16 protein-coding genes, 1 tRNA gene and 1 pseudogene are annotated in these 22674 nt (G+C 62.9%); 16 read left to right on the top strand and 2 right to left on the bottom strand.

Annotated elements, in window-relative coordinates; all coding sequences use genetic code 11:
• The first annotated feature begins 50 nt into the window (after nt 1–50).
• From ACOY6C_RS15795 to lon, 8 genes are all read left to right on the top strand, one after another.
• A complete protein-coding gene (locus ACOY6C_RS15795) occupies nt 51–1649 on the top strand; it encodes an MORN repeat-containing protein (protein WP_420906482.1) in 1599 nt (532 codons plus the stop codon).
• 137 nt (nt 1650–1786) lie between these two features.
• Nucleotides 1787–2740 (top strand): arsenosugar biosynthesis radical SAM (seleno)protein ArsS, encoded by a 954-nt coding sequence (gene arsS, locus ACOY6C_RS15790; RefSeq protein ID WP_420906481.1) that lies wholly within the window; start codon nt 1787–1789, stop codon nt 2738–2740.
• A 14-nt stretch (nt 2741–2754) separates the two neighbouring features.
• The gene (locus ACOY6C_RS15785) at nt 2755–3306 is read left to right on the top strand and encodes a hypothetical protein (protein WP_420906480.1); all 552 of its coding nucleotides are present in this window, start codon (nt 2755–2757) and stop codon (nt 3304–3306) included.
• 164 nt (nt 3307–3470) lie between these two features.
• The gene (locus ACOY6C_RS15780) at nt 3471–4205 is read left to right on the top strand and encodes a SapC family protein (RefSeq protein ID WP_420906479.1); all 735 of its coding nucleotides are present in this window, start codon (nt 3471–3473) and stop codon (nt 4203–4205) included.
• Nucleotides 4206–4421: 216 nt separating this feature from the next.
• A complete protein-coding gene (tig, locus tag ACOY6C_RS15775; RefSeq protein WP_420906478.1) occupies nt 4422–5747 on the top strand; it encodes a trigger factor in 1326 nt (441 codons plus the stop codon).
• A gap of 216 nt (nt 5748–5963) precedes the next feature.
• Nucleotides 5964–6572, top strand: coding sequence for an ATP-dependent Clp endopeptidase proteolytic subunit ClpP (gene clpP / locus ACOY6C_RS15770; protein WP_420906477.1), 609 nt, complete (start codon nt 5964–5966; stop codon nt 6570–6572).
• 162 nt (nt 6573–6734) lie between these two features.
• On the top strand, nt 6735–8006 hold the full coding sequence (gene clpX / locus ACOY6C_RS15765) for an ATP-dependent Clp protease ATP-binding subunit ClpX (protein ID WP_420906476.1): 1272 nt from the start codon (nt 6735–6737) through the stop codon (nt 8004–8006).
• A 171-nt stretch (nt 8007–8177) separates the two neighbouring features.
• Complete coding sequence (gene lon / locus ACOY6C_RS15760) at nt 8178–10637, top strand: endopeptidase La (protein WP_420906475.1); 2460 nt, start codon at nt 8178–8180, stop codon at nt 10635–10637.
• A 35-nt stretch (nt 10638–10672) separates the two neighbouring features.
• Here lon and ACOY6C_RS15755 read toward each other — a convergent pair whose 3' ends face one another.
• On the bottom strand, nt 10673–11014 hold the full coding sequence (locus ACOY6C_RS15755; RefSeq protein WP_420906474.1) for a hypothetical protein: 342 nt from the start codon (nt 11012–11014) through the stop codon (nt 10673–10675).
• Between ACOY6C_RS15755 and ACOY6C_RS15750 the strand changes: the two are divergent.
• The 4 genes and pseudogenes from ACOY6C_RS15750 to ACOY6C_RS15735 all read left to right on the top strand — a co-directional run.
• Nucleotides 11014–11280: pseudogene (locus ACOY6C_RS15750) on the top strand (HU family DNA-binding protein); the annotation flags it as partial. The gene ACOY6C_RS15755 and the pseudogene ACOY6C_RS15750 sit on opposite strands and share 1 nt — an antisense overlap.
• A 363-nt stretch (nt 11281–11643) precedes the next feature.
• Nucleotides 11644–11719: transfer RNA gene (locus ACOY6C_RS15745), tRNA-Val, on the top strand.
• Between the two features lie 311 nt (nt 11720–12030).
• Nucleotides 12031–12642: a fused MFS/spermidine synthase gene (locus ACOY6C_RS15740; RefSeq protein ID WP_420906473.1), complete on the top strand. Its 612-nt coding sequence runs from the start codon at nt 12031–12033 to the stop codon at nt 12640–12642.
• Nucleotides 12643–12691: 49 nt separating this feature from the next.
• Nucleotides 12692–13531 carry a spermidine synthase gene (locus ACOY6C_RS15735; RefSeq protein WP_420906472.1) on the top strand — a complete coding sequence of 280 codons (840 nt, stop codon included), beginning with the start codon at nt 12692–12694 and terminating at the stop codon, nt 13529–13531.
• Between the two features lie 70 nt (nt 13532–13601).
• On the opposite strand, the gene ACOY6C_RS15730 is transcribed toward ACOY6C_RS15735, so the two are convergent.
• Nucleotides 13602–15575 carry an O-linked N-acetylglucosamine transferase, SPINDLY family protein gene (locus tag ACOY6C_RS15730; RefSeq protein ID WP_420906471.1) on the bottom strand — a complete coding sequence of 658 codons (1974 nt, stop codon included), beginning with the start codon at nt 15573–15575 and terminating at the stop codon, nt 13602–13604.
• A gap of 392 nt (nt 15576–15967) precedes the next feature.
• Here ACOY6C_RS15730 and ACOY6C_RS15725 point away from each other — a divergent pair, with 392 nt between their 5' ends.
• From ACOY6C_RS15725 to ACOY6C_RS15710, 4 genes are all read left to right on the top strand, one after another.
• On the top strand, nt 15968–17362 hold the full coding sequence (locus tag ACOY6C_RS15725) for an SH3 domain-containing protein (RefSeq protein ID WP_420906470.1): 1395 nt from the start codon (nt 15968–15970) through the stop codon (nt 17360–17362).
• A gap of 69 nt (nt 17363–17431) precedes the next feature.
• Nucleotides 17432–18583 (top strand): succinyl-diaminopimelate desuccinylase, encoded by a 1152-nt coding sequence (dapE, locus tag ACOY6C_RS15720; RefSeq protein ID WP_420906469.1) that lies wholly within the window; start codon nt 17432–17434, stop codon nt 18581–18583.
• Between the two features lie 57 nt (nt 18584–18640).
• The gene (locus tag ACOY6C_RS15715; RefSeq protein ID WP_420906468.1) at nt 18641–20488 is read left to right on the top strand and encodes a methyl-accepting chemotaxis protein; all 1848 of its coding nucleotides are present in this window, start codon (nt 18641–18643) and stop codon (nt 20486–20488) included.
• A 540-nt stretch (nt 20489–21028) separates the two neighbouring features.
• Nucleotides 21029–22558 (top strand): hypothetical protein, encoded by a 1530-nt coding sequence (locus tag ACOY6C_RS15710; RefSeq protein ID WP_420906467.1) that lies wholly within the window; start codon nt 21029–21031, stop codon nt 22556–22558.
• The last annotated feature ends 116 nt before the right edge of the window (nt 22559–22674 follow it).

The raw sequence follows: 22674 nt of genomic DNA, 5'->3' as shown, positions 1-22674 counted from the left end.
TCTTCCAGGATATTCCGGCCCGATCATCTGACGGCTTCGAGGTCACGGCAATGCCCCACGCCACCTGCTCCCAATGCGGCTTTCCCCAATCCGCGGATACCCCATCACCCACCTGCCGCCAGTGCGGCGCACCACTCGAACACGCCGGACCGATTCAAACCTCCATGGCCCTGGAGATCTATCTGGACCACGCCCGCGAAAACGATCCCCACCACTACCTGGGATTCGACGCGGCACGGGTGCGCCATTTCGAATCCTATCTGCGCGGTCGCGGAATCTCGCCCCGCTCGGCACGACCGGAAGGGGTTCACGGCTTCTTGAAACAGGTTCGCGAACGGCTCGGTCCGGATGGCGAACGGGGCTATGAGTCCACCCTCACCGAATTCTTCAAGGCCCTGACCCTCAAAGGTCTGATTCCCACCAATCCAATGGCGCGCGAAGAACGGGAGGTGTATGCCCCCATGGACACGCGCGGCTTTTCCGAAGAGTTGGTCACCTTCGTCACCCACCAGGAAGGGACCGGATTCACCGAAAATCTCTACTTCGATGCGCGACGCATTCAGGTTCTGGAAGGGTTTTTGGCGCGCCGTGACAAGGTGGTGCGTCAGGCCGATGACAAGGATCTGAACGATTTCATGGTCATGGCACGCAAGAATTTCACCACCAAACAGGCGTGCGGCCTGGCCTTGACCATCGAGGAGTTCTACCGCGTGCTGGTGGCATCCGAATTGATGGCACGAGCCCCGGCATGCATGGCGGTGCATGCCTGCCGGGACAGCCTGGAAAAACTGCTGCCAACCGAAGAGATCCTGGAAAAAAACGGAGAACGTTTCAAGCCCATGCCCGATTCCCATTCATTCCTGGCCGGCAGACGACGCCTGCTGTTCTTCGTGGGCACCGGCCTCCTGGCGCTGCTGGTGATCGGCGTGCTGCTCTGGCAGTTGCTGGCCGGACGCCCACAACCCGGCACCCTCTCCCATGAGCTGCGCCAAAAGGTCAAGGAGATCAAAACCGGCACGTCGCCGGACGCACCGACCCGCCCCTCGATCACGGGCGTGGATGGCAAGACGCCGTTCGCACCACCTCCCCAGGCCGTGCCCACCACCCCGCCCGGCACGCCCAGGCTGGAGGCCAAAGGCGTCGTCGCCCCACAGCCCGCACCCGCTGGCGTCGTCGCCCCACCGCCCGCACCCGCTGGCGCCGTCGCCCCACCGCCCGGCACGCCCAGGCTGGAGGCCAAAGGCGTCGTCGCCCCACCGCCCGGCACGCCCAGGCTGGAGGCCAAAGGCACCGTCGCCCCACCGCCCGCACCCGCTGGCGTCGTCGCCCCACCGCCCCCGCCGACTGGTGCGGTCGCGCCCCCCCTGCCCGGCATGCCCGCTCCGGGCGTGGCCGCACCGCCACAACCCGGCACACCAAAACCCGATACGCGTGGGAAACCCGGCGAGACCAGCCAACCAACCCGCCTGATCGGCTGCGTGGAGGGGAACTGTCAGAACGGCACCGGCACCTTTGTCCATGACGACGGCGCCCGCTACATCGGCCAGTGGCGCAACGGCAAAAAACATGGTCCAGGTGAATTCCGCTTCTCCACCGGCGGCGGCTATCGCGGCACCTGGCAGAACGGCCATGTGACCCGCATTGAGTGACCGCCGTTTCCCGGAATCGCCGTGCCGGGTGGACGCGCCCCTCGGGTTGTGCTAGAGTGATGACTTCCCGAATCCAAGAAAGTCAGGAACGCCCCACAAAGGGGGTTCCACCGCGCCCAGCTTGTCACGGATCCCCGATGAACGATTTTCTGCGCCAGGTGGCGAGCCAAACCGGCACCACGCAACTGCACGGCCAGGATCTGGAGACGATTCAGATCAATCTGGGCCCACGCTGCACCCTGGAGTGCCGTCACTGCCATATCGGCGCCTCGCCGCGCCGCGCCGAATTCATGACGCAGGATATTATCGAAAGCCTGCTGCAACAACTGCCCAACACCGCCTGCCACACGGTGGAGCTGACCGGTGGCGCGCCGGAACTCCACCCCGCTTTTCAACGGCTGGTGGAAGCGCTCCTGTCGCTCTCCCTGCGCGTGAGCGTGCGCACCAACCTGACCATCCACCAGGATCCCGGAATGGAGGCCGTCGCCCCGTTCCTGCGCGATCGGCGGGTGGCGCTGACCGGCTCCCTGCCCTGCTACCTGGAAGCCAACGTCGATCGCCAGCGCGGTCCCGGCACCTTCGTCCGCGCCATCGCCGCGCTGCGCCGCCTGAACGACCTGGGCTACGGCATCACCCCCGAACTGCCCCTCGATCTGGTCTACAATCCGGATGGCGCCTCCCTGCCGCCGGATCAAACCCGGCTGGAGGAGAGCTACCGGCAACGGCTGCGCGCCGATCACGGGGTGGAGTTCTCCCGTCTTTTGACCATCACCAACATGCCGATCGGTCGTTTTCGCGCCGATCTGCGCCGTCAGGGGGCCGAGGAGCGCTATTTCGCCCTCTTGAAAGAGTCCTTCAATCCCCGTACCCTGGATCGGCTCATGTGTCGCCACCAGATCAGCATCCGCTGGGATGGGCGGCTGTTCGACTGCGATTTCAACCTGGCCCTGAACCTGCCGGTGACCACCGACCATCCCGATGTGAGCGCCCTGGCCACCACGCCGGTCACCCGTCGCATCGCCACCGGAGATCACTGTCTGGGTTGCACCGCCGGCGCCGGCTCCTCATGCGCCGGCGCCCTGGCCGCTTGAGGGAGATCCACGTCATGGGAACCGCGGTGAAGATCCATCAATTGCAGGCAGCCTACGCACCTGCGGAGGATCGTCTTCTGTTGCGTCTGAACACCACGGATCGCCGGGAGTTCCGTTTTTGGCTGACGCGCCGTTTCGTGCAGCGTCTGTGGCCGGCATTGCGTCAATCCCTGGAGTCGCAACCCGAGGTGGCCGGCTATCTGGATCAGGCCACCCGCTCGGCCATGCTCGGTTTCATGCACGAAAACGCCACGGCGGGAGCCGATTTCCAGGCCCCGTTCCAGGATCCTCCCGGCGGCGCCCTGCTGCCTCTGGGCGCGGCTCCGATTCTGGCGGTACACGCACGCATCGCCCTGGTGCCGGGTCACGAGTCGTTGCGCCAGATCCAGATCCACCCGGAACGCGGCCATGGCATCGAGGTCACCATGGACATGACGCTCCTGCACGCTTTTTGCAAACTGCTCGCGGATGCCGTCTCCGCCGCGGATTGGCAGATGGAACTGAACCTGACCGCAGGGCTCCCACCCACGGTCACCACCCTGGAAAGGGGTCGCGTTCTGCATTGACTGCCGGCAACCCGGCATCCGAAAACCCATGTGTCGTTGACCGTGGCACCCCCGCATGGGAGATCCACGGTCGGGGAGTGAGGGGGAACTTCCCCGATCATGCCTGTTCATGAACCTTCGATGGCCAGCCATCGTCCACAATTTTAACCACAGGATGTGAAATAATGCCACAAGTCATGTTTTACGACCACCCGGAACCCCTCAACAAGGAGCGCCATCGCGCCCTGAAACTGGATGCCACACGGGCGAATCCGGGCTTTGCCGCCAAAACCAACTCGGTGCCGTTGGCAGGCATGGAGTTTCAACACGCGGCCAAGGAGTTTCCGATCGTCTTTTTGCAGGTGAACGACGGGGTGGTGCTGGCCGCCGCGCTGCTGGGGGTACGCACGGACGAGAACCTCTACCTGGGCCATGACGGACGCTGGAGCAGCGCCTACGTGCCGGCCTTCGTGCGGCGTTATCCTTTCATCCTGGCCGAGAATCCCAGCCAGCCCGATCAGTGGACCGTCTGCCTGGATGTGGCATTCCCCGGTTTCAACACCGAGACCGGCGAGGCCCTGTTCGGCGAAGATGGCGAGCCCACCCCGCTGATGAACAACACGATCCGTTTCCTGCAAGAGTATCAGGAGGGGTTCCGCCGCACCGCGCAATTCATCGAGCGGTTGCAAAAGCTGGGGCTGCTCACCACCATGACCGCGCAGGTGGAGGTCGCGGGTGGTCAAAAATTCGCCCTGCAGGGGCTGATGACCGTCGATGAGCAGAAACTGCTGGCCCTGGAAGAGTCCCAGGCCATGGAGCTGTTCCGTTCCGGCGAGATGGGCTGGATCTATGCCCACCTGATCTCCCTGGGCAACATCAACCGTCTGGCCACGCTCCTTTCCACGCGGGATCGAGGGTAACGCCGGCCCGAGGCCTGTCGGCCCCCCCCGACAGTCAGCCGATCCAGGTTAAATTCCCCCCGTCCGGCGCCAAGGATTGCGTTTCACCCCGGACGGGAGGTATCTTTTCTCTTTTTACCGAGAATCCCCTGTCCGACAGCTCCACGATCGGGGGGTGAGGGGGGGTTCCCCCACGCAGGCAAGCATTCAAACCAGCAACCAATTATCGGGGATGTCATGGAAGTCACTGTCGAGCAAACCGGCGCCCTGGAGCGTACCATCACGGTGCGCGTGGCCGCCGATCAGGTCAATGCCCGTCTGGAAGCGGAAATTTCGCAACTGGCCGCGACCATCAAGCTGCCCGGCTTCCGTCCGGGCAAGGCGCCGAAGAAACATCTGGAAAACCGTTTCAAGGATCATCTCTCCCAGACCATCATGGAACAGCTGATGCAAGAGGGGATGGGCAAGGCCGTTCAGGAGCATGCGCTGCGCACCGTGGGAAACCCGGAATTGCACCTGGAAGCCCCGGTGACCCGCGATCAACCGTTCGGTTTCACGGCCAAGGTGCAGATCATGCCGGATGTGAAACCGCAAGGCTACCAGGGGATGACCCTGACGCGCCGCGTGGCCGAGGTGACCGACGCCGATATCGACACCGCCCTGGAACAACGCCGCGAACGCCATGCCGGCTACGAGACCCGTGAGGGTCGCCAGGCGGCTTCCGGCGATCAGATCGTGTTGAACTTCAAGGGTTTCGTCGATGGCGAGGCCTTCGAGGGCGGCTCTGCCGAAGGGTATGTGCTGGAACTGGGCGGCGGTCGTTTCATCCCCGGCTTCGAGGATCAGCTGATCGGTCTGGCGGTGGGCGAGGAGCGGACCGTGAAGGTCACCTTCCCGGAAAACTACGGCGCCCCCCATCTGGCCGGCAAGGCGGCGGAGTTCCAGTGTTCGCTCTCCGAGGTGCGCGAGCGGGTTCTGCCCGGCATCGACGACGCCCTGGCCGAGGCCGAGGGGGTCAAGGAGGGTGGACTGGAGGCTCTCAAGACCCGCATCCGTCAGGATCTCGACCGTCGGGCCGCCAGCGCGATGGAAAAGCAACTGCAACGCCGGATCCATGACGGCCTGGTGGAGGCCAACGCCTTCGATCTGCCGAGCAAGATGGTCGATCGCGAGGTCGAGGCCATGATCGAGCAGTTCAAGGAGGATACGGTCGCCCGCGGCATGACCCCGGATCAGCATGGCCTGACCGATGACGTGCTGGCCAACGAATTCAAGCCCACCGCCGAAAAACGGCTCCGTCTGGGTCTGGTGCTCGGCGCGATCGCCAAGCAGGAGGGTCTGGAGGTCAACGACGAACGGGTGGATGCCCATCTGAACAAGCTGGCCGAGGTGTACGGCGGTCGGGCCGCGGAGTTCAAACGCTGGGCGCGCGAGGACGAAAGCCGCATGGACGGGATTCGCGGCGCGGTGCTCGAAGAGATGGTCAACGACTGGATCAAGGCGCATGGCGTGATCACCGACGAGTCCGTGACCCTGGATGCGCTGCTGGCGGAAAACGCCTGATCCGAAAAGATGGGCGTCATCCCCGCATCGGGGATGGGGATTCGGGTTCCAGCCCGGTCGGGTGGCGCGGTCGCGATCCCCGCTCCGGGGATGCATTCGCTTTCCGGAGGGTGAGGGAGGCGTTTCCCGGCAACAACAGCCCGGCTGCCCGGTCGGGTGGCGCGGTCGTTTCATGAAGTCGGATGGATCTCAACACAGGGGGTTGAAGGTATTGCCATGAATCTGGTTCCCATGGTGGTCGAGTCCACCAATCGCGGCGAACGGGCCTACGACATCTACTCCCGACTGCTCAAGGAGCGGGTGGTGTTCCTGGTGGGACCGGTGGATGACCACTCGGCCAACCTGGTCGTCGCCCAACTGCTCTTTCTCGAATCGGAAAACCCGGAGAAGGATATCCATCTCTACATCAACAGCCCCGGCGGTCACGTCACCGCCGGGCTGGCCATCTACGACACCATGCAGTTCATCCGACCGGATGTCAGCACGCTGTGCATCGGTCAGGCGGCCAGCATGGGCGCGGTGCTCCTGGCCGCCGGCGCCAAGGGGAAACGGTTGCTCCTCCCCAACGCCCGGGTGATGATCCATCAACCCTCCGGCGGGTATCAGGGTCAGGCCGAGGATATCCAGATCCACGCCAAGGAGATCCTGCGCATCCGCGACCGGCTCAATCAGATCCTCGCCCACCACACCGGTCAACCGGTGAAACGAATCAGCCGCGACATGGATCGCGACTACTTCATGGAGGCCCCCGAGGCGTGCGCCTATGGCCTGGCCGACCGGATGATCGACAAGCGCGACCTGCCGGTCGAAAACGAGGAGCAGTGATCGCGGCTGCAGGGTTTCGAATCGCGACGATCGCGCGCCGGATCCCCGCATCCCGGCGCCCCTGTTAAAGAAAAATGCTGAGGGGAACCCCCCATCCCCACCCATGAACCCTTTGCGAGAGGGGGCCGTGGGAAAGAACGATGCAAGGAACGAGTCACATTCATGGCCAAGAAAATCACGGATAGCGGTCCGCTGCTGCACTGCAACTTCTGCGGCAAGACCCAGCACGAGGTGCGCAAGCTGATCGCCGGCCCCTCGGTGTTCATCTGCAACGAATGCGTGGATCTGTGCCGCGACATTCTCAAGGAAGACAAGGCCGAAAACGGTCCGCTGCGCAAACGGGCCGGCATTCCGGCCCCGCGCGAAATCAAGTCGATCCTGGACGAGTACGTCATCGGCCAGGAGAAGGCCAAGCGGATCCTGTCGGTGGCGGTCTACAACCACTACAAGCGTCTGGAGAGCCGCGGCTCCGAAGAGCACGCCGATGTGGAGATCGCCAAGAGCAACGTGCTCCTGATCGGTCCGACCGGCTGCGGCAAGACCCTTCTGGCCCAGACCCTGGCGCGCATCCTGGATGTCCCCTTCACGATCACCGACGCCACCACCCTCACCGAGGCCGGCTACGTGGGCGAGGATGTGGAGAACATCATCCTGCGTCTGCTCCAGGCCGCGGACAACGACGTGGAGAAGGCCCAGCGGGGCATCGTCTTCATCGACGAGATCGACAAGATCTCCCGCAAGTCGGAAAACCCCTCGATCACCCGCGACGTCTCGGGCGAAGGGGTGCAGCAGGCGCTCTTGAAGATCATCGAGGGGACCATCGCCAGCGTGCCGCCCCAGGGAGGACGCAAGCATCCCCAACAGGAGTATCTCCAGGTCGATACCACCAACATCCTGATCATCTGCGGTGGGGCCTTCAACGGACTGGAGAAGATCATCGAACGGCGTTCCAACAAACATCACGGCATCGGCTTCGGCGCCGAGGTGAAGAGCAAGGATGCCGATGGCAAGGTGAACGAGCTGCTGGCCATGCTCGAACCCGAGGATCTGTTGCAGTTCGGGCTGATTCCGGAGTTCGTGGGCCGTCTGCCGGTGATCGCCACCCTGGAGGAGCTGGACCAGGAGGCGTTGGTCAAGATCATGCGCGAGCCGCGCAACGCGCTCCTGAAGCAGTATGCCAAGCTGCTGTACATGGAGGGGGTGAAGCTGACCTTCACCGACGAGGCGGTACGCGCCGTGGCCCGCAAGGCGATCAAGCGCAAGACCGGCGCCCGCGGACTGCGTGCCATTCTCGAGGCCGTGCTGCTGGGAATCATGTTCGACATCCCCTCCATGGGGGATGTCACCGAGGTGGTGATCAATCAGGAGTGCATCGAAAACGACTCCGAGCCCCTGTTGATTCACGAGGAGTCGCAACGGGCCGCCCAGGCCTGAGCCTATCGTTGTCACGATCCCGGAGCAGCGCGCCGGGGAAGCTGGGAAGGCACCCCGAGGAACCATCGGAGCCGCCCCCTTCCCCGGTGACGCCGAAACTCCGCGAGTTGCCTTTTCCAAGAAAATCTCTACTTAAAGCACCAGAAAAATTTCCAAGAGGATTCCTGCCACATGGCCATTCTGAAGGATCCGTTCGGTTTGCAGTCGATGCGCATTCCCGCCCTGCCGCTGCGGGATATCGTGGTATTCCCCCATATGATCGTGCCGTTGTTCGTGGGTCGGGACCGTTCGATCCGCGCCCTGGAGGCGGTGACCGGTCGCGAGGAGAGCCGGTTGATTCTGCTGGTGGCCCAGAAGGTGGCCACCAACGACAATCCGGAGCAGGAGGAGATCTATTCGGTCGGCGTGGTGGGGAGCATTCTCCAGGTGCTCAAGCTCCCGGACGGCACCGTGAAGGTGCTGGTGGAGGGCGGACGGCGCATGCAGATCAAGCGCTACATCCAGAAGGACCCCTATTATCTGGTCGAGGGGCGCTATCTGGAGGACGAACCCTCGGATGCCACCGAGTGCCAGGCAATGATGCGCACGGTGGTCGAACAGTTCGACAACTACGCGAAGCTCAACAAGAAAATCGCCCCCGAGGTGCTCCAGACCCTGCAATCGGTCCACGATCCGAGTCGTCTGGCCGACGTCGCCGCCACCCATGTGGCCCTGAAGGTGACCGAAAAGCAGGAGCTTCTGGAACTGCCTACGGTGAGTTCCCGTCTGGAGCGGCTGCTGCTGGTGCTCGAGCAGGAGATCGATGTCCTCCAGGTGGAAAAGCGGGTGCGCGGTCGCGTCAAGCGGCAGATGGAGAAGAGTCACCGGGACTACTATCTGAACGAACAGATGAAGGCGATCCAGAAGGAGCTGGGCGACCGGGACGACGAAAAGGACGAGATCAACGAGCTGGCCGAAAAGATCGCCTCGGTGGGCATGACCGAGGAGGCCCGCAAAAAGGCCGAATCGGAGCTGAAAAAACTCAAGCAGATGGCCCCCATGTCCGCCGAGGCCACGGTGGTGCGCAACTACGTGGACTGGCTGGTGAGCCTGCCCTGGAACAAAACCACCGAACTCAAACACGACCTCACCCGCGCCGAGGAGATCCTGGAGGAGGATCACTGGGGACTCGAGAAGGTCAAGGAACGGATTCTCGAACAGCTGGCCGTGCAATTGAAGGTCGAAAAGATCAAGGGTCCGATCCTCTGCCTGGTGGGACCGCCCGGCGTGGGCAAGACCTCCCTGGCCAAGTCGATCGCCAGGGCCTCGGGGCGCGAATATGTGCGCATGTCGCTGGGCGGCATCCGCGACGAGGCGGAGATCCGCGGCCATCGCCGCACCTACATCGGTTCGCTGCCGGGCAAGATCATCCAGTCGATGAAGAAGGCCGGCTCGAACAATCCCCTCTTTCTGCTCGACGAGATCGACAAGGTGGGTTCGGATTTTCGCGGCGATCCCTCCTCGGCCCTGCTCGAGGTGCTCGATCCGGAACAGAACGCCACCTTCAACGACCACTACCTGGAGGTGGATTACGACCTTTCCAAGGTGATGTTCATCACCACGGCCAACAGCCTCAACATCCCGCGCCCCCTGCTCGACCGCATGGAGATCATCCGTCTGGCCGGCTACACCGAACAGGAGAAGATGCGCATCGCCACCCGCTATCTGATCCCCAAGGAGATGGAGACCCATGGCCTCAAGGAGGGGGAGTTCACCCTCTCTTCCGGCGCATTGCAGGACATCATCCGCTACTACACCCGTGAATCCGGGGTGCGCGGTCTGGATCGCGAGATCGCCAGCCTGTGCCGCAAATCGGCGCGGGCGATCCTCACCGATCCGAAGAACGAACGGATCTCGATCGGCTCCAAGAGTCTGGGCAAATTCCTGGGGGTGCGACGCTACCGCTTCGGCCTGGCCGAGGATGAGGATCTGGTGGGCGTGGCCACGGGTCTGGCCTGGACCGAAGTGGGCGGGGAGCTTCTGACCATCGAGAGCATCCACATCGAAGGCAAGGGGAAGTTGACCACCACCGGCAAGTTGGGCGACGTGATGCAGGAGTCGGCCCAGGCGGCCCTCACCTATGCCCGCTCCCGTGCCCGCGAGTGGGGCATGGAGGCCGAGGAGTTCTTCCAGAAACACGACATCCACATCCATGTCCCGGAGGGGGCCACGCCCAAGGATGGTCCATCGGCGGGCATCGCCATGTGTACCGCCCTGGTGAGCGCCCTGTATGGCATCCCGGTGCGCAAGGACGTGGCCATGACCGGCGAGATCACCCTGCGGGGTCGGGTGTTGATCATCGGCGGACTCAAGGAAAAGCTGCTCGCCGCCCATCGCGCCGGCATCAAGCACATCATCATTCCGGAGGAGAACGTCAAGGATCTCAAGGAGATCTCCTTGAGCATCCTCAAGGATCTGGAGATCCATCCGGTCACCCACATGGATCAGGTGCTCAAACTGGCCCTGCGCGGAGAGCTGAAAATGCTCGACAAGGTGGCCAACACGGTGGATCTCTCCCTGGAGAAAACCGATCCGGCGCTGCTGTTGCCCCACGAGGAGGATCACGAGGACGCCCCCTCTCTCACCCATTGACGCGGGGCGCGGTCGAGGCGAAACATGGCAACCATTCAGGCCCCCTGCATCTGCGGGGTCCAGGGGGCCATGGCCCCTTGCAGGTGAGATCCAAGGGCAACGCCCTTGGGACGCTTCTTTTGTCTTTTGCGCGCTTTTACGATCAGCAAAAGCGCGCAAAAACCCTTTTTTTGAAGCGCGCGCCAACTTGCATGCTGGGGTGAGGAGGGGCTTCCCCCAGCATGCAAGTTACGCAGAATGTAAGCCAGGAAGCGAGAAAATCGCTTGACAGCAAGGATTCGCAACGTATAGTAACCCCGGAAGAACACCATGGGCGCGCGCTCACGCAAGGCGCCCGCCAGGTTAACCGGAACGTCTTGCCAGGGGAGAACTTCCATTGAACAAATCCGAACTCGTTGATGCCGTTGCCGCGGGAACCAATTTGACCAAGATCCAGGCATCCGAAGCCATCGATGCCGTGATTCATGCCATCCAGAACGCCTTGAAGGGTGGACAGCAGGTGAATCTGGTTGGTTTCGGCTCCTTCATGGTCACCGAACGGGCCGCACGCACGGGCCGCAATCCGCGCACCGGCGCCGAGATCAACATTCCCGCCGCAAACCTTCCGAAATTCAAGCCCGGCAAGGGTCTCAAGGATGCGGTCACCCCGCCCCAGCCTGCTCCGGCGCCCGCCGCCAAGCCCGCGCCCGCCGCCAAAAAGCCGGCCCCGGCTCCCGTTGCGCCCGCTCCCGCTCCCACGGCTGAACCCAAGAAATCCGTCAAGAAAAAGAAATAACCTCTTTTATTGACCCGCGCGCCACAACCCTCTCCCCATGGCGTGGCAACCCACGCATGGCGGTAACCGGTTGCAAGGCAAACGTACTCCCCGCCCGCGGATTCCTGTGTAACGCTCGTCCGGGCGTTGCAGGGTCCGGGGGGCATGGGGCGGCTTCCTGGAAGTCATCTCCAAATGGCCCGCGCGATCGCCCGTCACCCATGGGAACGATCGGCTTTTGGGGCATTGCCCGGGCGGATAGCTCAGCCGGGAGAGCATCGGCCTTACAAGCCGAGGGTCACGGGTTCGAACCCTGTTCCGCCCACCAATCAATCGTTCCAAGACGTGACAGGAAGCGACAAAGCCCGTAGAATCAACATTTACGGGCTATTTTGCGTGCAAGGAGACGCAAGGAAGTTCGTTGACATCCGCGCCATTCCCGGGTAACCATTCAAAAGACGCATGTCCCCGATCTGCCTTGCCCGTCAACTTGGGTTGCCCGTTTTGTGTGGGGCCCAAACCCACGAAACGGGATTGGCCGAATTCTGCCGACCTGATCATTCCAGATCCGGCGGATGGGGTGACCGATTCATCCACGTCTTGCCAGGATCACGGACGAGAGAAAGAAGCCCCATGAACATGAAAACCATGCTTGTCTATCTGATCGCCGGTTGGTCGGGTTACTACGTGATGGCGGTGGAACTGTTGGGAGGTCGCGCCCTCTCCCCCTTCTTCGGCACCGGGATCTATGTCTGGGGGGCCATCATCGCCCTGTTCATGCTGGCCCTCTCCATCGGTTATCTGATTGGAGGCCAGTTTTCGACCCGTCAACCCAGTCTGCGCAAATTGAGTCTGTTGTTGGGCCTGGCCACGCTCACCTCCCTGCCCTGCGCCAGCTTTTCCACGCCCATTCTGGAGATGGTGTTCGAACGGGTGCCGGATCCCCGCTACGGGGCTCTGCTCTCCTCCTTTTTGCTGTTTTTCCTGCCCGTCACCATCTCGGGGACCATTTCACCCTATGCCATCCGTCTGTTGGTGCATGGACTCGGGGATTCGGGTCAGGTGGCTGGAAAGGTCTTTTTCATTTCCACGTTCGGCAGCACGGCGGGGACGCTGCTCACCTCGTTCTATCTGGTTTTGCTGTTTGAATTGAATCAGATCATCGACGGCATGTTGGCCATCTCGTTCGCGGTAGCCACGATTGGCGTGCTCGCCGATCGCACGAAATCGGAGCCGAACAATGGCGCATAAATTCTGGATCGCGTGGGTTCTGATTCTGACTGGATGGATAGCGACTCCCGTGCAGGCCAAGGTGATCGTGGAGGAGAAGTCGCTGTACCGCAACGTCCTGGTTTACGAAGAGAACGGCTTGCGTTGCATGAAGTTCGGGAAGCATGACAATGGACGTCAGGCTTGCATCGCGCTGGACAATCCGGAGGCCATTGTCTTCAACTCCCCGAAAATGCAATTGGGGGCGTTGTATCTGAACCCATCCCCCAGAAACGCGCTGATCATTGGTCTGGGAGGCGGGATCGTCACGGTCGCTTTGCAGAAAATGTATCCGGACATCCAGATTGACAATGTTGAAATCGATCCAGCCGTGGTCAAGGTTTCGCAACAGTTTTTCCATTTCACGCCGAGCAGGAACACCCGCATTTATACGGATGATGGTCGGGTTTTCGTCAAGCAGGCGCTACGCAAGAAATTGCAATACGACATGATCTTTCTGGACGCCTTTGATCACCTCTCGGTGCCAGAGCACATGACCACCCGTGAGTATCTCCTTGAACTCAAGGCACTCCTGGCGCCCGACGGCGTGATGGCGGCCAACACCTTCTCCTCCGGTCAGCTGCATGCCGCAGAGTCGGCGACCTATGCCGATGTGTTCGGACCCTATTACAACCTCCAGGTTCACAATCGGGTGATCCTGACCAGGCTGGGCGGTCTGCCCGGCATGGATCAGATCCGTCAGAACGCCGCGCGGATGAAAGAGAGATTCGATCAGCTCTCGATCGACGCCAACTGGCTGGTCCCGCTTTTTGCGACCGATGCGCGCTGGCCGGCGGGGACGCGACTGCTCACCGACCAGTACTCTCCCTCGAATCTGTTGAATGGTCGGCCCCTGGAGCAGACGCCGTAGGGGGAAAAACCCCCCTCACCCCGTACCATGACCAGGATGTCAAAGGCGCGCCCACACACGCCTGCACACCTTAATCACGCGCCTCGGGAGTCCACCAACGCCCGTCGTGCCGCACACGTTCCAACCGGTCCCGCGCGCGCAAGGCCGCCTGATAGGCCACGCGCAACGCCTCCAGAGTTCCGCGCCACCCCCCCGCGTCCGGATCCAAACCAATGCCGATCTCCTGATAGAGGGCCAGATTGGCCAGATCCGGACGGGGCACCCGATCGACGAGAAAATCGGCGCGCATCCCGTGATAGAGCCCTTCCAGATGGCGGGCGAGCTTCACCATGTCGAACAGCACGCAGCTCGACCGGCCCGCCTCCAGCCGACTCCGCAACGCGGCCAGCGCCTCCCGGTCGTTGCCCAGGGCCACGGCGCGCGCCACATACCCGTCCACCGTATCGCACACCAGCTCCCCCAACCCCGCCGCGCGCACCAGACTCCCGCACACCCGCGACGGGAACGACAATCCGGCCAGCGTCAGGATCGGCACCCCCATCCACAACGCATCGGAGGCGGTGGTGTGGGCGCCGTAGGGAAAACAGTCCAACACCAGATCCACCAGCGGATAACGGGCCAGATGGTCGGCATTGGCCACCATGGGGGCAAAGAAGATCCGTTCCGGAGCGATGCCGCGCTCGGCGAACAGCGCCCGCAACCGCTCGGTGGCCGCGTCGTTTTCATGCAGCAGCCACATGACGCTCCCCGGCACCCGCGCCATCACCCGGCACCACATCTCCAGGGTCAAGGCGGTGATCTTGCGCACGCCGTTGAAACAGCAGAACACCACCCCCTCCTCGGGCAATCCGAGATCCTGACGGGTGGGACGGTACTCCGCCACCCGCCGGCGCGAGTCGTTGGGTTGATAACAGGGAAGGCGCAAGACTCTTTCGCTGAAAAAGATCTCGTGTTCCGGCGGAAGCACGAACGGATCGGCGATGAGGTAGTGGTGATACGGAGAGCCCATGCTGCCCGGATAGCCGAGCCAGTTGACGATCACCGGCGCCGGTCGCATCGAGAGCATCTTCAGACGGGCCGCGAAGGTGTAACCGTTGATGTCCACCAGGATCTCGATGCGATCGTCCAGGATCCGCCGGGCCGCCGCCTCGTCGGAGAGCGGGGCCAGATCGCGCCAGTTGGGGGCCGCGGCGCGGATGCGCTCGTGCTGGGTATCGTTCTCCACCGGCTGTCCGGTGTAGTAGAAATAGAGATCGATGGCGTTGGGATCGTGGCGTTCGAACAGCTCCGCCATCAGAAAGCCGATGGCGTGCATGCGCAGATCCGAGGAGAGATACCCCACCCGCGGACGCGGGCCGGGATTGGCGCGCAACGCCTGGTGTTCGTGGATGAAATCCTGGGAGGCATGTCCGATGTCCACCCGGTTGTACTGGGCGGCGTTGGCCAGTTGCAGCATCGGATCGTCGCTGTAGGCCGCCAGGGAGAGGGGCGCGAATCCGGTCATCAAATGGGCCTTGGAGCAGCGCGCGAAGGGTTCGACCACCGGCCACAGACACAGCTGCTGGCGGGCGCTCAACCAGTGTTCCATGGCGTCGTGCTGATGGGGATCGATCTCCAACGCCTGACGCAGCGCCCACTCCGTGCCGGCGGAGTCGGCCACGCGCCCGATCTGTTTGAAGGCCGCGTTGCGAAAGTTGATGTTTTCGACGTTCAGCCACGCCAGTTTATCCACCAGCTGGCGCCAGCAGTCGGCGGCGGCGGTTGGCGAACCTTGCTGTTCCAGGATGTTGCCGAGGTTGATGTAACTCGGCGGGAAGTGGTCGTTGCCGTGCAACGACGCCTCATAGGCCGCGCGGGCGCCATGGAGATCCCCCTGGGCTTGCAGGGAGACCGCCAGGTTGTAGCAGATCAGATGCAGATAGGGGTGGGCGGGATTGGCGGCGATCCACTCCCGGTACAGGGCGATCGCGCGCGCCCCTTCTCCGGCCTGGATCAAGGCGTCCGTCTCACCGATCAATCGGGGAATGTCCCATGCAGCGACCATCTGAACTCTCTTGGTTGGTTGTGACCTGACATGACGGGGAATCCCCCACCGTGAACCCGTCTCGCGGGCGTTTCACGCCAGGGATCGTCCTGGGCGCAAGTCGGGAACCTTGCGGTCCCCTGCCCTCTGCGATCGTGGGGATCCTGAATCGTGACGCGAGTCTTTCATGAAAAACGCAAATCGGGGTTGGATGCAAGGCCCAATGCCACGCGATCCAGGAAAAGGGTTGGCGGGATTGAACGCGGATTGGCGACTTTCATCAGCCAAGATTCCTGGCCTTGCAGGCAAACGCCGGTTATAGTGTCACGAGGGCATCTCATTTCTTGGACGTATGAATCCATGGCGTTCGTTTGGTTCCAATCCGAAAAATCCACGCGGTCAGGAGCGCGAGGATGAGTGCAGCATCGACCGAACCGGTGGAACTGACCGATGCCCAGTTGCAGGCCGTGGATGCGTTGCGGCGGCACACCACCTATCTCTGGAAATCCTTTGCCGCGCTGACGGGTGAGAAGAAATCGTTCACCTGTCCGATCCGCCAGGCGACCTACCAGAAAGTTCGCAAGAATCTCAACACACTATGCGAGGCCGGTTTTTTTGAATTCAACCTGATTCACGAAGCCTCAGGCGGGAGTGGCTCGGTCATTCAACTCGAGATCTCCCACATCAGCGACGGGTTCAAGGCGCGGATCCAGGCGCTGCCACCGGACGCCCCGGTCGCCGAGACCGACCTCCCCAAACTCCAACCCACGCGCCCGGTCAAGGTGGTCCGCAAAAGCTCCTCCACCCGGCCATTGACCGAAATGACCGCGCCGCGTCCCGACTCCGTATCCCTGTTCTCCCGGTTCAACCCGGTTTCATCCAACGGGAGGGTGGCGCGACTCGCGGGTCGCGTGGGCGGCATGCGTCTCGGGGTGATCGTGGTCGGCGCGCTGTTGGTGTTGGCCGGCTTTCAAAGGCTCTTCCACACCTCAACCCCGACCACGGGCGACACGCTGCTGGCCCATTTGGAGCCCAGAACCCCGACCGAACCCCTGAAAGTCCAATTTGCACCGCCCAAGCCCGCGCCCGAGCCCCCCAAACCCGCGCCCGAACCCCCCAAACCCGCGCCCGAACCCCCCAAACCCGCGCCCGAGCCCCCCAAACCCGCGCCCGAGCCCCCCAAACCCGCGCCCGAACCCCCCAAACCCGCGCCCGAGCCCCCCAAACCCGCGCCCGAGCCCCCCAAGCCCGCGCCCGAGCCCCCCAAGCCCGCGCCCGAGCCCCCCAAGCCCGCGCCCGAGCCCCCCAAGCCCGCGCCCGAACCGCCCAAGCCCGCGCCCGAGCCCCCCAAGCCCGCGCCCGAGCCCCCCAAGCCCGCGCCCGAACCGCCCAAACCCGCGCCGGTCGAACCGGTTGCCACCGAACCGGTGGCCGTCACACCGGTCTCGGCACCCGCCGCTTCACCGCCGCGCCAGCTCGTGACGCCAGCGCTCTTCGCCCGTCAGGCCATCCGCTTTCCGCTGGAGCACGACGAATCCCCGGTCAAGCCCGTGGCCGCGGTCAAACCGGCCAGGGTGGTGGTGGATGTGCCGGTGTTGAACCTGCATCCCCTGCCCGCCTTGCAAGGGGAACCGATCAAGGCCGTGCCCCAGGGAAGTGAACTGCAGGTGCTGTGGAACGAAAACGGCTGGTTGCGGGTGACGGATACCACCGAGGCCATCGGTTGGGTGCTCGCATATGGAACCCGCGATATCAACAATCGACAACGCCTATCGATTCTTGATACCCTTTCCAATGGAAGTGATTAACATTCCATCGATACGCCCGGTCCTGCCATTCCCCAGTCAGGACACTCGTTCCAATCAAGGATCTCTTGCATGGCAAACGATCAACAGACTCCGACCACGGATCTGACCGCCCAACTGGTGCGGGTTCCGTCGATCACGCCAACGGATGCCGGCTGTCAGAAAATCGTGGCCGAGCGGTTGCGTGCGGCTGGATTCACGATCCACGAACTCCGCTTCGGACAGGTGGAAAACCTCTACGCCCGTTATGGCACCTCGGGCAAGCATCTCTGTCTGGCCGGCCACACCGACGTGGTGTCTCCAGGTGATCCGGCCCAATGGCAGTGCGATCCTTTTGCCGGGGAGATCCACGACGGACGCCTGATCGGGCGGGGCGTGGCCGACATGAAGGGCGGGGTGGCGGCCCTGGTGGTGGCCGTGGAGCGCTATCTCACGGCCCATCCCGATTTCGCCCATTCGATCTCGTTTCTGATCACCGGCGACGAGGAGGGCGAGGCGGTCGATGGAACGGTGAGGGTGCTGGAGTGGCTGAAAGCGCGCGGGGAGCGGCTCGATTTCTGCCTGGTGGGCGAGCCGACCAGCGACATGACCCTGGGCGATCAGTACAAGAATGGCCGACGCGGCTCCCTGAACGGCGAGATCCGCATTCCGGGACGCCAGGGCCATGTGGCCCATCCCCATCTGGCGGACAACCCCATCCATCGGGCCATGCCGCTGTTGGCCCGGCTGGTGGGGCTGCGCCTGGACAACGGCAGCGCCGATTTCCCGCCCACCTCGCTGCAACTGACCACCATCCACGCCGGCGAAGCCACCACCAACAACGTCATTCCCGGCCTGCTGATCGCCCGCTTCAACATCCGCTTCGGCACGGCCAACACCCCGGAATCCCTGGAAAAAGCGATTCGAGGCGTGCTCGATGCCGATGGCCACCCCTACGAGTTGCGCCTGGAACTCTCCGGCCTGCCGTTCCTGACCGAATCGGGGCTGCTGGCCGATTGTCTGCGCCAGGCCACCCAGGAGGTTCTCGGCATCACCGCCCGTCCCTCGACCGGTGGCGGCACCTCGGATGCCCGCTTCATCTCCCGCGACTGCCCGCAAACGTTGGAACTGGGCCTGGTCGGAAAAACCATCCACAAGGTGAACGAATCCACCCCGGTGGAAGATCTGGAGATGTTGAGTCGTGTTTATGAACGTTTGCTGGAACGACTCTTCGCGGCGTCATGATCGCGTCGCATGCCTGGCCAGACAACCTGAATCCACCTGAACCCAAAAGGGATTGCCATGGAATTTCTCAACCGCATGAATTTTGGCACCAAAATCATCATCAGCACGGTGCTGTTGGTCACGATCGGCATCGCGTTGATCTTCACGCTCGTCAAGAGCCGCATCGAACAAGACGCCATGAATGCCATCATCCAACAGGCGCAAGCGATCACGGCTCAGTCCGAGGGCGGGCGCACCTTCATCGCCTCGCTGGGCGTGGCGGGCAGCTTCGACCCGGGTCTGCTCAAGGAGGCCCAGGAGGAGATCGCCAAAAAGAACCCCAAAACCACGCAGGAGATCATCGAAGCGGCCCGGCAGACCCGTTTTTACAACACCATCCCCATCGTGGCTTCGTGGACCATCGGCATGAGCCGGGCCAAGGATGCCAACTATGAATTCCGCGTGCCGCGCATCGGCGCCCGCAACCCCAAGAACGAAGCCACCCCTTTGGAGAAGTCCATGCTCGAGAAGATGGACAAGGGGAACCTGAACGAATTGTGGCAGGTGGACGATGCGACCAACACGCTGCGTTACATGCGTCCGATCGTGATGAAAAAGGGGTGTCTTCTCTGTCACGGCACCGACCAGGATTACCCGGCTGGCAAGGGGCTTGATCCGCTCGGCATCAAGATGGAGGGGTGGAAGGAGGGCGATCAGCGCGGCGCCTTCGAGATCATCGCCGACTTGAAGCCCATGCAATCGGCGGTGCGGGATGCGATGGTCAAGATCTTCACCCTGGCCGCCGCCATTCTGTTGGTGACCGGGATCATCATCTATTTCTTGATCAAGCGTCTGGCCATGGAGCCGGTGCGGGTGATCCGCAACCTGGTGGGCCATGTGGCCAAAGGGGATCTGACCGTGGATCTTCCCAAGGCCACCACCCAGGATGACATCGGCCAGGCCCTGACCGCCACCGGAAAAATGGTCGAGGAGCTGCGCGCCATCGTGCTGCGGGTGCAGGATGCCGCGACCCATGTGACCGACGGGAGTCTGTCGTTGACCGACAGCTCGCAGCAGATCTCCCAGGGCGCCACGGAGCAGGCCGCCTCCATCGAGGAGACCTCGGCGGCCATGGAAGAGATGACCTCCAACATCCAGCAGAACACCGACAACGCCTCCCAAACCGAATCGATCGCCCTGAAGGCCTCGAGCGATGCCCAGGAGGGTGGCGGGGCGGTATCGGCGGCGGTGAAGGCGATGAAGGAGATCGCCAGCAAGATCAACATCATCGAGGAGATCGCCCGTCAGACCAACCTGCTGGCCCTGAACGCGGCCATCGAGGCGGCCCGTGCCGGGGATCACGGCAAGGGGTTCGCGGTGGTGGCCGCCGAGGTGCGCAAGCTGGCCGAAAGAAGTCAGATCGCCGCCGGGGAGATCACCCAGCTGGCCGGTTCGAGCGTGGAGGTGGCGGAACGGGCGGGGATTCTGTTGACCCAGCTGGTGCCGGACATCCAGAAGACCGCCGAGCTGGTGCAGGGGATTTCGGTGGCCAGCCGCGAGCAGACCCAGGGGGCCAGCCAGATCAACAGCGCCATCCAGCAGTTGGATCAGGTGATCCAGCAGAATGCCGGCGCCTCGGAGAAGATGGCCACGACGGCCAATCAGCTCTCGGATCAGGCCCAGCTGCTCCAGGAGGCGATCGGCTTCTTCCATGTGGCGGGTGGATCCGCGGCCCGAAGCGTGGCCCGCCAACCCGCCACCACCCTGCCCGCGCCGACTCCGGCGCGCAAGGCGGCGGCGCCTGCCACCTCCTCCACCGCCGCGCGGCGCGCCCTGCCCGCGCCCAAGACCGCCGCCGGGGGGGGCGTGCACCTGGACATGGGGAGCGGCCATTCGGCCTCGGATGACGAGTTCGAACGGTTCTGAACCGCACTCGGTTGGGAAGGTGTGGCGCTTTCCGTTGAAAAAAGAGAGCGTCTGAAAGATTCCTCTCCCAGGGTTACAAAGAAGCATTTTTCGCCTCTTTTGCGAAAAATGCGCCGCGCGCGGCCTGTGCGAGCGTCGTTTCCGATTGTTGGAAACGACGCTCGTATCTTGCACGGCAGCCTCGCAGAAAACGACGCCTCCCAAGAATTGTGGTTTGGAAACCGATCACCCGCGTCGTAAACGCGACGCGGGCAGGCCCTTCGCAGGCACGCCTTTCGCGGACCGGGGAGCGTTCGAAGGCGCGTTCCCCGTCCCCATCCTCCCCCGCATGACCGGCCTGGCAGCCCCCGAGGCCAGCCATTCCATCCGACGCCCCGCGCTCCCCGTGCGCCGACCTGTCATCCCCCGTATTGCCACCCGATGAGAATTTGCATCCCCAATCCTGGGCATTATCCGGATTGCCCTTGACGTCAGCCTGCCTGGAACGGCATCTTTACGAACGTCCGTTCACAACATGGATGCTCAGCCCAGGCAATCGACATGGTGTTCCAGCGACTCCCCTCCCCAGACACGGTTGAAGACACCTCGGATCGTGCCGCCTGTCGGGCCGACGCCCTGGAGTTGTTGAAGATCGCCACGTCGCTTGCGTCGAACCAGGGGGAATGGGAGGCGGAGCTGGCCCCGTGGCGCGTGAAGATCAACGCGCTTCTGGCCGATCCGGAGCTGGAGACCCTGCGTGGCGAACAGCAACTGGAGTCGCTATCCCTGGAGTTGCGCAGCCGCTGGATCCGCATGGCCCGGTCGGTGGTCGAACCCTTGTTGAGATCCCCGTTGCAAAACCAGCCGGTCTGCTTCCCGATCAGCAACAGCGTCAATCTGGTCTACGAACGGGTTTTCAATTCCAGACACATCGAAAGAAAGATCGCCCGTTGTTGTCCGGAGATTCCCGACTGGTCGAGCCATGTCGCGGCGTTTGGCAGCGGCATGGCGGCGGTGACCGCGTTGATCCTCACCCTGGGTCATTACCGGAAAAGCTACCAACGGACGGATGGTCATACGTTGCGTCTGGATTGGCTGGGCGGCTACTACGAGATGCAACGGCTGGTGGCCCTGCTGGACAATCCCGGCATCTATGCGCGCCGGATTCCCGAATTCGCCATGCTGCTGGAGCGGTTGAAGAGCGGCAAGACCGACATTCTGTTTCTGGAGCCGGTGCTCTACGACTGGACCCAGACCATCGCCGATCCCCACGCCTTGATCGAAGCGATCCAGGCCCGTCCTGCGGATCGACCATGGATCCTGATGACCGACTCCACCTTGCTGGGCGCCACCTTCGATCTGGGAGAGTTCTTGACCGCCTGCGGGAACCGCCGCCCCTTGCTGGCCCTGGATGTCCGATCCGGGTTGAAGCTGGATCAGCACGGTCTGGAGTTTTCCAATCTGGGCATGGTTCGGATCTGCACCCATCGGGATCTGGATGAGACGCGCCACCCCTCCGCGGAGCGCTTCCGCGAGCGGTTGACGCGCAATCGCGCGGTGTTGGGCAGTGGCTTGAGTCTGGAGGAGGCGGCGATCCTGGAGTTGCCGACCATCCTGCATCCGGAGTGGCGGACCGCCTATCCGCACCGGATCTTCGCCAACAATCGGGAGGTGGCCCTGGCCCTGAACGGGATTCCCGGCCTGTTCCGACGGGTCAACCATCCGGCCCTGGGACCCCATCGCCATCTGAACTGGGCGGAATCGCCGTTCGTGGTGCTGGAGTTCCATCAGCATGAGGACACCCGGGAGAATCATGCCCTGTTGCTGCGCATCGTCGAAAACGAGGCCAGGGAACGGGGCGTGGCTTTTTATCTCGGGGTGAGTTTCGGCTTTCGTCACCACCGCTGCGAGGTGGTGGTCTCGGAGAACAGCTTTCCCTATCCGGACGGGCAGATGCGCGGCTTTTTCAAGGTGGCGGCAGGTTCCAGGCGTGGCCCCTCCCTGGCGGGCATGCTGGCACTGCTCCAAGAGTTGGCGGCCTGCGCGGATTTCGCGGCGTTGCGCCAGGCCTATCCGCGCTGGGTATCCTGAACCGCTTTCCGATCCGCCCTGGCGTGCATGCGCATGCCCTTGGATTCGGCACCTTAAGGAATGGGCATGCACTTGTTGGTTATAGATTATAATATATAATCTTGTCGAAGTTGGTT

Origin of the sequence: Candidatus Magnetaquiglobus chichijimensis, from assembly GCF_045865675.1 — a bacterium.
In the GTDB taxonomy this organism is placed as follows: Bacteria; Pseudomonadota; Magnetococcia; order Magnetococcales; family Magnetaquicoccaceae; genus Magnetaquiglobus; species Magnetaquiglobus chichijimensis.
Note: the sequence above shows the minus strand (reverse complement) of the source record. Positions and strands in the feature narration are given on the sequence as shown.